Origin of the sequence: Candidatus Rhodoluna planktonica (assembly GCF_001854225.1) — a bacterium.
Classification (GTDB): Bacteria; Actinomycetota; Actinomycetes; order Actinomycetales; family Microbacteriaceae; genus Rhodoluna; species Rhodoluna planktonica.
The window spans coordinates 490,689-504,008 of sequence record NZ_CP015208.1 but is presented as its reverse complement, the minus strand read 5'-3'; the positions used below and the strand labels follow the sequence as shown (position 1 = coordinate 504,008).

At 53.4% G+C, this 13,320-nt stretch carries 9 protein-coding genes; 3 read left to right on the top strand and 6 right to left on the bottom strand.

Annotated features, from left to right (window positions below):
* Positions 1-13: 13 nt before the first annotated feature.
* From gatB to gatC, 3 genes are read right to left on the bottom strand one after another with little or no spacing between them, the layout of a single operon-like run.
* On the bottom strand, positions 14-1,519 hold the full coding sequence (gene gatB / locus A4Z71_RS02520; RefSeq protein WP_070954393.1) for an Asp-tRNA(Asn)/Glu-tRNA(Gln) amidotransferase subunit GatB: 1,506 nt from the start codon (positions 1,517-1,519) through the stop codon (positions 14-16).
* Entirely contained in the window at positions 1,519-3,024 is a 1,506-nt protein-coding gene (gatA, locus tag A4Z71_RS02515) for an Asp-tRNA(Asn)/Glu-tRNA(Gln) amidotransferase subunit GatA (protein WP_070954392.1), read from the bottom strand. Before gatA ends, gatB begins: the two co-directional genes overlap by 1 nt.
* 3 nt (positions 3,025-3,027) lie before the next feature.
* A complete protein-coding gene (gatC, locus tag A4Z71_RS02510; RefSeq protein WP_070954391.1) occupies positions 3,028-3,324 on the bottom strand; it encodes an Asp-tRNA(Asn)/Glu-tRNA(Gln) amidotransferase subunit GatC in 297 nt (98 codons plus the stop codon).
* Between the two features lie 164 nt (positions 3,325-3,488).
* Here gatC and A4Z71_RS02505 point away from each other — a divergent pair, with 164 nt between their 5' ends.
* Positions 3,489-4,550 carry a DivIVA domain-containing protein gene (locus A4Z71_RS02505; protein WP_070954390.1) on the top strand — a complete coding sequence of 354 codons (1,062 nt, stop codon included), beginning with the start codon at positions 3,489-3,491 and terminating at the stop codon, positions 4,548-4,550.
* 95 nt (positions 4,551-4,645) lie between these two features.
* Here A4Z71_RS02505 and ligA read toward each other — a convergent pair whose 3' ends face one another.
* The 3 genes from ligA to A4Z71_RS02490 are packed head-to-tail and all read right to left on the bottom strand — an operon-like array spanning position 4,646 to position 9,069.
* Entirely contained in the window at positions 4,646-6,766 is a 2,121-nt protein-coding gene (gene ligA / locus A4Z71_RS02500; RefSeq protein WP_070954389.1) for an NAD-dependent DNA ligase LigA, read from the bottom strand.
* Positions 6,766-7,878, bottom strand: a complete 1,113-nt coding sequence (mnmA, locus tag A4Z71_RS02495; RefSeq protein WP_084028389.1) for a tRNA 2-thiouridine(34) synthase MnmA — start codon at positions 7,876-7,878, stop codon at positions 6,766-6,768. Before mnmA ends, ligA begins: the two co-directional genes overlap by 1 nt.
* A gap of 21 nt (positions 7,879-7,899) precedes the next feature.
* On the bottom strand, positions 7,900-9,069 hold the full coding sequence (locus A4Z71_RS02490) for a cysteine desulfurase family protein (RefSeq protein WP_070954388.1): 1,170 nt from the start codon (positions 9,067-9,069) through the stop codon (positions 7,900-7,902).
* Between the two features lie 93 nt (positions 9,070-9,162).
* Between A4Z71_RS02490 and glgX the strand changes: the two genes are divergently transcribed.
* Positions 9,163-11,214 carry a glycogen debranching protein GlgX gene (glgX, locus tag A4Z71_RS02485; protein WP_070954387.1) on the top strand — a complete coding sequence of 684 codons (2,052 nt, stop codon included), beginning with the start codon at positions 9,163-9,165 and terminating at the stop codon, positions 11,212-11,214.
* 77 nt (positions 11,215-11,291) lie between these two features.
* Positions 11,292-13,319 carry an alpha-1,4-glucan--maltose-1-phosphate maltosyltransferase gene (locus tag A4Z71_RS02480; RefSeq protein WP_236858549.1) on the top strand — a complete coding sequence of 676 codons (2,028 nt, stop codon included), beginning with the start codon at positions 11,292-11,294 and terminating at the stop codon, positions 13,317-13,319.
* Position 13,320 lies beyond the last annotated feature (1 nt).

Genomic DNA, 13,320 nt, shown 5'->3' with positions numbered 1-13,320 from the left:
ACCAAATTAGGGTCTAAGCCTGGTTTGCTTTCTCAATCAGCAATTCGCGTACTCTACCGGCGTCGGCTGAGCCCTTCATCGCCTTCATGACCGAACCGATAACTGCTCCGGCGGCCTGCATGCGACCTTCACGGATGGCATCAAGCACATCAGGCTGAGAAGCAAGCGCTTCATCGATGGCGGCAATCAATGCGCCATCGTCTGATACGACCTCTAGACCTCGAGCTGCCACAACCGCGGCAGGGTCACCCTCGCCGGCTAGAACATAGCCAACAACCTCACGGGCCAAACGGTCGTTGATCTTTCCGCTCTCGACCAGTTCGGCAAGCTGGGCTACCTGCTCTGGGGTAATCGCCAGGTCAGACACATCTTTGCCCTCGGCGTTGGCTAGTCGAGCCAATTCACCACTCCACCATTTACGAGCTGACTGCGGCTTGGCTCCGGCTGCCACGGTCTGTTCGATTTGGTCAAGCAAATCAGCGTTGATCACATCACGGAATTCGAGGTCGGCAAAACCCCATTCGGTTTGTAGGCGCTTGCGACGCTGTGCTGGGTTCTCTGGCAGAGAAGAACGAATCTCTTCGATCCACTCTTTGCTCGGCTGCACTGGAACCAAATCTGGCTCTGGGAAATAGCGGTAGTCGTCGGCGTCACTCTTAGGTCGGCCAGCACTGGTCGAGCCCTTATCTTCGTGCCAGTGTCTGGTTTCTTGAGTGATGCTTCCACCGGCAGCCAAAATGGCTGCCTGGCGCTGGATCTCGTAGCGCACTGCTCGTTCAATCGAACGCAGCGAGTTGACATTCTTGGTCTCGGTTCGAGTACCCAACTTTTCTGCGCCAATTGGACGCAGCGAAACGTTCGCGTCGCATCGAACATTTCCTCGTTCCATGCGGGCATCAGAAATGTCTAGGGCACGAACGAAATCACGAATCAATCGCACATAGGCGGCTGCCAATTCAGGCGCCTCAGCACCGGCACCAAAAATTGGTTTGGTCACGATTTCAATCAGTGGCACACCGGCGCGGTTGTAATCAACCAGCGAATACTCGGCACCCTGGATTCGACCGGTATCGCCACCGACGTGGGTCAACTTGCCGGCATCTTCTTCCATGTGGGCGCGCTCGATTAGGACATCGAAGACTTTTCCGGATGGCACCTCAACCTGCAGGGCACCCTCGAAAGCGATTGGTTCGTCGTACTGCGAGGTTTGAAAATTCTTGGCCAAGTCTGGATAGAAATAGTTTTTGCGTGCAAATCGACCAGTTGGGGCAATTTCACAGCCCAATGCCAAGCCAAGTGCAATCGCCGACTCGACAGCGCGCTTGTTCACCACGGGAAGTGATCCTGGCAAACCGATGCAAATTGGGCAGACGTTGGTGTTTGGCTCGTTACCGAATTCGTTGCGGCAACCACAGAACATCTTGGTCTTGGTGTTTAGCTCAACGTGAACCTCGAGACCGATAACCACCTCGAACTGGGCTAAAGCCTGTTCGTAATTCATCAATTGATCTTTGGCCATTAGTTGTTCACCTCTAATTCGGGAGCAAAATCAATCATTCGCTTGCCCCAGACTTCTTCGTGCATCTTCTCGAGCGCGGCACCTACGTGGTAGAGGCGAGCATCGGCACGGGCCGGAGCCAAAAGCTGAATTCCCGTCGGCAGTTGTGTATCCGAAGCAATTCCGTTCGGAATCGACATACCCGGGATGCCGGCCAAGTTGGCTGGGATGGTAGCGATGTCGTTTAGGTACATAGCCAGCGGGTCTTCTAGTTTCTCGCCCAACTTAAACGCTGTGGTTGGAGCAGTTGGCGAAACCAAAACATCGGCTTGAGCAAAAGCGGCATCAAAATCACGCTGGATCAGGGTTCTAACTTTCTGCGCGCTGCCGTAGTAGGCGTCATAATATCCACTGGAAAGCGCATAGGTACCGAGAATGATGCGACGCTTCACTTCGGGGCCAAAGCCCGCCTCACGGGTTGCTGCCATGACTCGCTCGATTGTCGGGTTTCCTTCGGGGGTTACTCGAAGGCCAAACCGAACCGAATCGAACTTGGCCAAGTTTGACGAAGCCTCAGCCGGCAAAATCAAATAGTAGGCAGCAATTGCGTATTCGAAGCTGGGGCAAGAAACCTCAACAATTTCGGCGCCGGCCTGCTGCAGAAGTTCGAGAGAGTGGTTGAAAGCCTCGGTAACACCAGGCTGAAAACCGGCACCGGTCAACTGCTTGATTACACCAATTCGCATGCCCTTGACGTCAAGCTTCTTGGCAGCCTCGGTCATTGATCCGAGTGATTCTGGAAGCGAAGTGCTGTCGTGAGGGTCGTGGCCAGCAATTAGGTCTTGAAGCATCGCAGCGTCTAGAACATTTCTCGAAACCGGGCCGATCTGGTCAAGAGAGCTGGCCAGTGCGATTAGGCCGTAACGAGAAACGGCTCCGTAGGTTGGCTTGGTGCCCACCGTGCCGGTAACCGAAGCCGGGAAGCGGATTGAGCCTCCAGTGTCTGAGCCAATCGCCAGTGGCGCCTGAAATGATGCAACCACCGATGATGAGCCACCGCCAGATCCACCTGGGATGCGGTCTAGATCCCATGGGTTGCGGCTAGGTCCGTATGCGGAAAATTCGGTAGACGAACCCATAGCAAACTCATCGAGGTTGGTTTTACCCAAAATTGGTAGCCCGGCTTCGCGCAATTTAGTTACCACAGTCGCGTCGTATTGAGGCACCCAGCCCTCGAGAATTTTTGAACCGGATGTTGTTGGCGCATCGGTAGTGGTCAAGTTGTCTTTAACGGCGATAGGCAAACCTGCCATCGGGTGCAAGCTTTCACCAGCAGCCCGTCGGCGATCGATTTCGGCGGCAGCGGCGATTGCTGCCTCAGGGCCCACGTGAAGGTAAGAGTGCACTGCCCCATCGACAGCGGCCGTGCGGTCTAGGTGCGCGCGGGTCAGTTCAACCGATGAGATCTCGCCGGCATGCAGCATCGCGACCAAGTCGCTGGCATTTTTTCTAATTAGCTCGGTCATGACTTAGTCCTCATCCAAAATTGCGTGCACACGGAACCGACCGTCGGCCTTGTCAGGAGCACCCGACAGAGCTTGCTCTTGGCTGAGTGACGGTTCGACCACGTCTTCGCGAAAGACGTTTGACATTGGGATTGGGTGGCTGGTGGCTGGAATGTCGCCGGCAACTGCCGCTTTCACGGTAGCTACCGAATCGACGATTAGGCCGAGTTGCTCGGTGAAAAGATTGACTTCGGTTTCAGACACATCAATTCGAGCCAAGGCGGCTAAGTGTCGCACTAATTCGGGTGTAATTTCAGACATTAATCTACTCACTGAGGTTAGAAAATTTACCTTTAGCCTACCGCAGTGGGCTTTGATCGCAGATGCGAACAGAATGCCCGAACTATTGAATTTGGGCTGTTTTTGGCATTTTTATGCGGATAAACTAAGCAACAGAGATAATCCCCTCAATTCAAAGGTTGCCTGTGGAAAACGAACAGTTCACAATTGCGTTCCGCGGTTACGACAAAGACGAAGTCGATCGCTCACTTGCAGAATTGCGCGCCGAACTAGAACACGTTCGCGAATACAATTTCACCGCGGCCAACGAGGTTGAAATTCTGAAAAGCGAAGTAACCGAACTTCGAGCCAAGGTTCGCAAAGCTGGCAATGCAGGCTATGCCGAGTTAGGTGCCCAGTTCGAACAAACCTTGCGTTTGGCTGAAGAACAGGCTAAAAAACTAGTTTCTGATGCGGGCCAAGATGCCATCAGAATCCGCGAGACTGCCAAAGCCGAATCAGAGCAGTTAACTCGCAAGGCTCAGCAAAAAGCCGACAAACTGGTTGCCGAGGCAGAGGGCAAACTCAACGAAGCCAAAATTGAGGCCGAGCGCCTAATTGCTGAAATGCTGAACAACGCTAAAAACCGTGAGGCTGAGGCTGCCGAGAAAATCAGCACCGCCCAGCGCGAAGCAGCAGCTATCAGGTCTGAAGGCGAGCGCTACGCTGCTGAACTTCGGGCCCAGGTACACCGTGAAACCGAAGAAGCTCGAGCACTTGCTGCCGAACTAACTCAGAAGACCGCGCAGGCCCGCGTCGAACTAGAGGCCGAAACCAAAGCTAAGCGCGACGAAGCCGAACAAGAGGCACTTCGCCTCTACCAAAATGCGGTTGCCCAGGCCCAGCAAATCACCGAAGAGGCCAGCGCCAACATGGTCGAGGCTTCTGCTCGAGCTGCCGCCTTAACCGCCGAGGCCGAGCGCATTTCTCGTGATTCTCAAGAAAATGCCGATCAAATTCTGGACGATGCCAACCGCACCGCGGTCAACCTAATTAACCAGGCACGACGTCGAGCCGACATTCTTAGCCGCAAAGCCGATGGTTACGCCAACAACGCCCTGCGCGATGCCGAAGAGCGCCTCAACCGCATGCGTTCGGAGCGCCAGGAAATCGAAGACTTCTTGGGCACCTTGCGCAATTTGATGACTACCGAATCTATGGTGGCGGCCGACGAGACTATTGCCGCAGAAAAAACCGAATCCGAGTAGTTTGAAGCGCAATTCCGAATAGTTTGAGGCGCAAATCGGATCATTTGAAATCGTCTGTTGCTGACAAGCCGTATTTTCTATGACGGCGCAAAAAGCTACCTGCTCAATCGACGGATAAATTCTTCTTCATCGATAATTTCGATGCCTAATTCTTCGGCTTTGGCCAATTTAGAGCCGGCATTTTCCCCGGCCACCACAAACGCGGTTTTTTTAGACACAGAGGATGCTGCTTTACCACCGGCCCAAATAATGGCCTCTTCAACCGATTCGCGGGTGAAATTCTTGAGGCTGCCAGTTGCCACAATCGACAAACCGCTGAAAATGCCTCCAGCTACCTGATTTTGACCAGGTCCGGGATGCCCTTCGGTAGCTAGCTGCACACCGGCTTGGCGCCAACTTTCAATGATTTCTCGGTGCCAGTCGGCCGAATACCATTCAATGATTGACTGTGCCAGGGTTTGGCCCACCCCATCAACCTTGGATAGCTCTTCGACGGAGGCGGAGAAAATTGCGTCTAACGAACCGAAGTGATCAGCCAGTGATCGAGCGGCCACCGGACCAACATGCCGAATTGAAAGAGCAGTCAAAATTCGCCAAAGGGGTCTAGTTTTCACTTCTTCTAGGTTGCGCAACAGTTTTAGTGCAACCTCGGCTGGAGAGCCATCCTTCTTTTTGAAAAACTCGACGGTCTTTGGCTTGCCGTTCTGGTCAAGTTTTGGCATACCGGTATCGGCATCTAATACCGCGGAGACAATTGGCAGCAAATCATCGAGCCGAAGTTTAAACAGGTCAGCTTCAGATTTGATGGGTGCGACCGCTGGCGAGATTGGCTGTGTTAGAGCGCACGCAGCGACATACCCCAATGCTTCAATGTCGAGCACACCACGCGAACCGATGTAGGCAATTCGCTCGCGCAACTGCGCGGGGCAAGAACGAGCATTTGGGCAACGGAGGTCGACATCCCCCTCGCTAGCCGGAGCCAATTCTGACCCACAGTCAGGGCAATTGGTCGGCATAGTAAAGGTGCGCTCGGTTCCATCTCGAAGGTCAACTACCGGGGCTAAAATTTCGGGAATTACGTCGCCCGCCTTGCGCAACACAATGGTGTCGCCGATCAAAACACCCTTAGCACGAACCACATCTTGGTTGTGCAAGGTAGCAAATTCGACCACGGATCCGGCAACCTTTACCGGCTCAACTACCGCGTAAGGAGTCGCCCTTCCGGTTCGGCCCACCGATACCCTGATATCAACAAGCTTGGTGGTTACCTGTTCGGGAGGGTACTTGTAAGCAATTGCCCAGCGCGGAGCTCTAGATGTAAAACCGAGGGCACCCTGCTTTTCAAGTTGGTCAATTTTGATTACGATTCCGTCGATTTCATGCTCGAGTTGGTGTCGGGTTTCATCAAATTGGCGTATGTATTTCTTGACCTCATCCGCGGTCTCTAGAACCTGATAGCGCGGTGAAGTTGGCAACCCCCACTCGGCTAGCAATTGGTAGACCTGGCTTTGGCTGGATACCGACAAAGAGGCGGCTGAACCGATACCGTGCACCAGCATCTGCAAAGGTCGGCCCGCGGTCACTGCTGGGTCTTTTTGGCGAAGTGAACCGCTGGCAGAATTTCTTGGGTTGGCAAACGGCGATTTGCCCTCGGCCACCAAATATTCGTTGAGTTTGTCAAAGTCGGCCAGCGCATAGAAAATTTCGCCGCGCACTTCTAAAACCTCGGGATGATTTTCACCGCTGAGGCGATGAGGAATCGACTTTATTGTCATCACATTTGCGGTGACATCTTCGCCAACTACCCCGTCGCCGCGGGTTGCAGCCGAAACTAGTCGCCCACGTTCGTAGCGCAAATTTATCGCAAGCCCGTCAATCTTCAACTCACACAGGTAAGGGCCATCACCAACTCGACCAAACCATGCTTGCAGTTCATCGAAGTCGAAAACGTTGTCGAGCGACCACATGCGATCACGATGCGGACTGGGCGAAAAGGCTGCAGTCGCGTTACCGCCAACCGACTGAGTTGGGCTGTCACCGGTGATGAATTCTGGGTGCAGGCGCTCAAGTTCTTCCAGTTCGCGCATTAGCGCGTCGTACTCAGAATCACTGATAAGCAACGTGTCTTGCTCGTAATAGGCCCGGCGATGGCGATTTATCTCATCAACGAGTTGCTCGATTCGGTGCTGAATCTGCCCGTCTTGCCCAGTTGGCACTAGCCTTCGGCCCCAACCGGAACAGCGCTGACCGTGCGGTCGATAGTGGTTTGACCTAAAACTCTGGTGCCTACGTAGACGACGGCGGTCTGGCCAGGTGCCACGCCGATCAGTGGCTCATTCAGTCGGACCACTAGTTCATCGTCGACTACGGCAGCTGAAGCCGGAACAGTTTCACCGTGTGCTCGAACCTGAACTTCGCAGTCAAACCAGCTGAAAGCATCTACCGGCGGCTGACCACACCAGGTGTATTTTGAGCCAGCCAACTCGCTGATTGCCAAAGCCTCTTGCGGACCAACAATCACCTGGTTGGTTTTCGGTCTAATTTCGAGAACGTAGCGGGGGCGCCCATCTGGTGCTGGTCGGCCGATGTTTAGACCTTTTCGTTGCCCCACCGTGAAACCGTGAGCACCCTCGTGTTTGCCAAGCAGTTGGCCATTTCTATCGAGGATGTCGCCGGTGGCCGAGCCAACTTTGTCGGCAAGCCAGCCCTGGGTGTCACCATCGGGGATAAAGCAAATGTCGTAACTGTCTGGCTTTTGAGCAACTGCCAGACCGCGACGCGCTGCCTCGGCTCGAATTTCATCTTTCGATGAGGTGTGGCCCAGCGGAAACATCGAGTGTGCGAGTTGCTCAGCAGTGAGCACACCAAGAACATAAGACTGATCTTTAGCCATGGCGTTACTGCGGTGAAGCTCGAGATTGCCATTCTCGTCGGTGAGCAAACTGGCATAGTGCCCGGTGCAGACGGCATCAAAACCTAGAGCGAGTGCTTTTTCAAGCAGCGCCGCAAACTTGATTCTTTCATTGCAACGCATACACGGATTAGGCGTGCGTCCAGCCTGATACTCGGCAATAAAGTCGTCAACAACATCCATTTTGAATCGCTCGGAGAAATCCCAGACGTAGTAGGGAATGCCGAGCACATTGGCTGCACGTTGCGCATCCATCGAGTCTTCAATGGTGCAGCAGCCGCGCGACCCGGTGCGTAAAGTTCCGGGCATTCGCGATAGGGCTAGATGAACACCTACCACCTCGTGGCCGGCTTCAACTGCACGGGCTGCGGCTACAGCAGAGTCGACTCCGCCAGACATCGCAGCTAGAACTTTCATGAAGACAAGTTTACGTTTTTATTAGACAGTGAGGCCCGCTTTTTTGGCACCGGAATAGGCGGCCGGCAGCGCCTCTAGCAGTGCATCGATTTCAGCCTCGGTAGTGCTGTAGCCGAGCGTAATTCGCACCGCACTGGCTGCATCGATGTTGCTGTAACCCATGCCAATCAGAACGTGTGACCCCTGCGCAACGCCGGCCTGACAGGCAGAACCGTTTGAAACCGAGATGCCAGCCCGGTCTAGCAAAAATAGCAGCGAGTCACCGCTGCAACCAGGGAATACAAAATGTGCGTTATCTGGCAAACCGGGCGCATCGCCGCGACTGAGTTCTGCTTCTGGAGCCAACTGCGCCACGGTAGCCACGATGCGATCTCGCAACACACTAAGCCGCTGAGCTTTTGCATCCAACGTAGCAATCGAAATTTCTGCAGCCTTTGCAAAAGCAGCAGCACCGACCGCATCTAAGGTTCCAGAGCGATAACCGAATTCGTGGCCCCCGCCATGGTTTACCGCAGTAATTTTTGTGCCGCGACGCACCACCAGCGCACCTATTCCAACCGGCCCACCAACTTTATGAGCCGTGAAAGTGAGTGCCGAAAGATTACTCGGGGCAAAGTCGATTGGTATGTGACCGAATGCGGCAACCGCATCAGAATGCATCGGAATTTCAAACTCGGCTGCAAGACTTGCGAAAGCTGGAATGTCATTTACGACGCCACTTTCGTTGTTTGCCCACATCAGAGTGATTAGCGCCACCCGGTGATGATTTTCAACCAAATAATCGCGCAGCCAGTTCAGATCAAAGACCCCATTGCGATCCACCGGCAGCCAAACGATCTCGGCACCTTGAGCTTTTTCAAGCCACTCAACCGAATCGATGACGGCGTGATGCTCGGTTGCTGCGGAAATGATTACAGTTCGGGCCGAATCTTGGTCTCGACGCGCCCAATAAAGGCCTTTAATGGCCAAGTTATCACCCTCGGTGCCGCCCGAGGTAAAAATAATTTCGCTGCGGTGGGCACCCACAGCCTGGGCTAACTTTTCGCGCGCATCTTCGACCAAACGGCGAGCGCCCTGACCAAAGCCGTGCACTGCAGAAGGGTTTCCAACCAGTTCAAGGTGGTCTAGGTAGACCTGCTTGGCCTCCGGCCGAAGCGGTGTGGTCGCTGCATGATCTAGATATACGCGCACTTAACTAGCCTAGTTCTATGTCTTCCAAATGACTGTTTTGTATGCCAGCGCGGGTATCATTTCAACACTGTGCTCGTTTCAACCTAAGGCATTATGAACCCGCTAGATTCCCGTGATACTGACCCACTAGGTGTGGTCCTAGACGAAAACGGGGGCACCATCCGGGTTTTTTCGGCTACGGCAAGTGAAATTTGGCTTTGTTTGCTTGATACAGCCGACCCCAAAAAGGTGATCAACCGCGTGCCTTTGCAGCGCGGCGAAAACAACATCTGGACCGGTTGGTCAGACTTACTCAAGCCGGGTGCGAAATATGCACTCAGTGCCGAGGGCCCTAGAGGACCGAGAGATCGCTTCAATCAGAAACTTCTACTGATTGACCCATATGCCAAAGGTGTAGTTCGAGAATCGGCCCGCGAATACCACTGCGTTGTTGTTACCGACGATTTTGATTGGCAAGGCGTAGGCAAGCCAAATAGCCCGCTTAGCGAAACCATTGTTTACGAGGCTCATGCCCGCGGTTTGACCCGAGCCAACAAAGATTTGCCCGATGAGTTGAGGGGCACTTATGCCGCTTTGGGTCATCCCAGCACTATTGAACACTTGAAGAAAATTGGTATCACGGCAGTAGAGCTGTTGCCAATTCAGATGTTTATCAGTGAACCGCGATTGATGAACATGGGACTAATCAACTACTGGGGCTACAACACCATCAACTTTTTTAGCCCGCATCCTCGCTATGCCACCTCGAAGGCCCTTGCCGCCGGCCCGGCAGCAGTAATAGCTGAGTTGAAAACTGCTATTCGCGAACTGCACCGAAACGGCATTGAGGTAATCCTCGATGTTGTCTACAACCACACTGCCGAAGGTGGCGCCGGAGGCCTAACCCATTCATACCGAGGGCTCGACAACTCGAGTTACTACCGACAAGACGACAGCGGAAATTATCACGACACAACCGGGTGTGGAAACTCACTCAATTTCGGGAATCCGCAAGTTGTGCAGCTGGTGCTTGACAGCCTTCGTTACTGGAGCGAAGAGTTCCAGATTGATGGCTTTAGATTCGATCTAGCCACTACCCTGGCCAGAAATGTTGACAACCACTACGACCCAAACCATCCGCTGCTGCAGTCAATAGTTTCCGATCCGGTACTGAGCAATTCAAAAATGATTGCTGAACCCTGGGATGTTGGCCTCGGCGGTTGGCAGACCGGAAATTTCCCCGACCGATTCAGTGAGTGGAATGACCGCTACCGAGACAGCGTTCGCCGTTTTTGGCTGGTTGATATCGCGGCGGCGCGCAACAGCGGTAAACATTGGAACTCAGTTGCCGATTTAGCCACCCGACTCGCAGGCTCGAGAGACATCGTGGATGGCCCAAGCGGACCATTGGGCAGCGTCAACTTCATTACCGCGCATGACGGTTTTTGCCTAAACGACTTGGTTAGTTATGACGTCAAGCACAACCAGGCAAACGGTGAAAGCAACCGCGATGGCTCGAACGGAAACCATAGCTTCAACCACGGCCACGAGGGTGCTGATGCCACTGCCGAAACCAAGGCGGTGCGTCGAAAAGCTGCACGAAATCTGCTTGGCACACTGCTATTTTCAGCCGGAATTCCGATGGTTACCGCTGGCGATGAACGACTCAAAACTCAAAATGGCAACAATAATGCCTACTGCCAAGACAACCTGATCAGCTGGGTGAACTGGGAGCTAAATCAGCACCAAATTGATTTTCAAGAAACCTTTGCTTACCTGACAAAACTGCGACGAGAGAATCCGGTGCTTCGACCATCCAGTTTCGGTGACTTCCACGCCGCTACAGCAGAGCATGATTTGGTCAAGTGGTACAACGCCGCTGGTGAAATCATGAGCGAACACGACTGGCATGATGGCGAATCAAGAACTCTGCAGCGATTTTCGCTACATGTCGACGAATCTGGCAGCCTGAACGCGATGCTGCTTGTTGTTCACGGCAGCGAAATCGAAACCGGAATCCTCTTACCTCAGACACCCTCGGTAGATAATTTCGAACTGCTATGGGATAGTGCAGACGAAACGCCTCAGCCTGATTCACGACGCTTACCGGCGGGAACAATTATTCCGATGACGGCTACGTCGATCAAACTTTTCAAAGTGGTTTAACGCTTTCGGGTCACAGATTAGTAAAGCATCTGCCGAATGCGCTGCTCTAGCCCCCGAAGGTCACTAAGTTATCAGTTGTGACTAAGCAAAATCAGATCAGTTATCGCCACCCAAAGCCGTTCGGCCGAATCCCAATTCTGGATATTCGACCAAGTGTTGATTCTGGTCGCTGGCCTGCAAAAGCCTTCGAGACTGAGGTAATCAACTTCAGCGCAAAGGTATTTCGTGAAGGCCACGACTCTCTCGGCGCCGAACTGGTCCTGGTCAGCCCCAGCAAAAAAACATCGCGCCACCGCCTAGTCTCCGGTGCCCCGGGCAGCGACCAGTGGCAGACAAGTGTTCAGCTTTCTGAATTGGGCACGCACCGATTTTCAATTGAAGCTTTTGCCGACGACTTCGATACCTGGCACCACAATGCGACCGTAAAAATTGCAGTTGGCGTTGATGAAAAACTGATGATGCTTGAGGGTATTGCTCTGCTAAATCGGGCAAAACTTGAGAAAGGCCGTGGCAAATCCGGGCTAGCCCTGATTGAATCGGTGATCGCCATCCTTGCGGACGAAACAAAGTCGGCAGCTGCGCGATTGGCCGAGGTAGAAACCGCAGCGGTGCTCGATTACTTCTGGAATAACCCGGTGAAGAGCCTGGTCACCGAAAGCGAACAACTTGAGATCAACTGTGAGCGCAAGCTTGCTGGCGCAGGCGCCTGGTACGAGTTCTTTCCTCGCAGCGAAGGCGCAAAATTCGACGAAAAGAAACAAAGCTGGATCTCGGGAACATTTAAGTCTGCAACCAAGCGGCTAGCAGCCGTTGCTGACATGGGCTTCAACGTGCTCTACCTACCGCCGATTCATCCGATCGGAGAGTCGTTTAGAAAAGGACCGAACAACACCCTAAACGCAGGGCCACAAGACCCCGGTTCGCCCTGGGCAATCGGCTCCTCAGCTGGTGGGCACGATGAAATTCACCCCGATCTGGGCACAGTTGAAGACTTTGAGAAATTTGTCAAAGCGGCTAAAAAAGTTGGCTTAGAAATAGCGATGGATTTTGCGCTGCAAGCCTCCCCAGATCACCCTTGGGTCAAGGAGCATCCAGCCTGGTTCACAACGCGCGCCGATGGCAGCATCGCCTACGCGGAAAATCCGCCAAAGAAGTACCAAGACATTTACCCGATTAACTTCGACAATGACCCAGCGGGCATTTATCAGGAGGCCTTGCGAATCATTCGTTTTTGGATTGATAAGGGTGTAAAAATCTTCCGAGTCGACAACCCTCACACCAAACCGGTTAATTTCTGGGAGTGGTTAATTGCCGAGGTAAACGCAGAAAACCCAGAGGTCATCTTCTTGGCTGAGGCATTCACCAAACCAGCCATGATGCATGCGCTGGGCAAGGCGGGTTTCCAACAGTCGTACACCTACTACACCTGGCGCAACACGAAGCACGAACTGGAAAGCTACCTCACTGAGCTAGCGAGGGAGAGCGCTGATTTCTTTAGGCCGAACCTTTGGGTCAGCACTCCAGATATTTTGACCCCTTACTTGCAATTTGGCGGTCCGGCTGCGCACAAAATTCGTGCTGCAATTGCCGCAACGGCTGCACCAAGTTGGGGAATGTACGCCGGATACGAGTTGGTCGAGTCGGTAGCCCGCCCCGGCGCCGAGGAACACATCGATTCTGAAAAATTCGAATACAAGCCTCGCAATTGGGCTGCCGCCGATAAATCTGGGCGCAGCATCACCGGCTACATAAAAAGACTGAATCAAATCCGCGCAGCTCATCCGAGTTTGCAGCAACTGCGAAACATTGAGTTTCACCACACCGACGACTCGGCGATCATCGCCTACAGCAAATACCTGGCTGCCGAGCACAACCCAGATGGCAAAGCGGATGCGATTTTAGTTGTTGCGAACGTTGATCCGCACGCAGTTCGCGAGACGATGGTGCACCTAGACCTGACGAAACTTGGACTTCCGGTTGATTCGCAATTTGATGTAACCGACCTACTCACCGGCGAAAAATACCGGTGGTCGACTCACAATTACGTTCGCCTGGATGCCTTCGCAAACCCCGCGCACATTTTTCATATTGGCAAAGCTCACTAAA

Bases quoted from the DNA above. Each gene is read 5' to 3' on its own strand.
- glgX (WP_070954387.1), top strand. From the start codon at position 9,163: ATGAACCCGCTAGATTCCCGTGATACTGACCCACTAGGTGTGGTCCTA.
- gatA (WP_070954392.1), bottom strand. From the start codon at position 3,024: ATGACCGAGCTAATTAGAAAAAATGCCAGCGACTTGGTCGCGATGCTG.
- mnmA (WP_084028389.1), bottom strand. From the start codon at position 7,878: ATGAAAGTTCTAGCTGCGATGTCTGGCGGAGTCGACTCTGCTGTAGCC.
- gatC (WP_070954391.1), bottom strand. From the start codon at position 3,324: ATGTCTGAAATTACACCCGAATTAGTGCGACACTTAGCCGCCTTGGCT.
- gatB (WP_070954393.1), bottom strand. From the start codon at position 1,519: ATGGCCAAAGATCAATTGATGAATTACGAACAGGCTTTAGCCCAGTTC.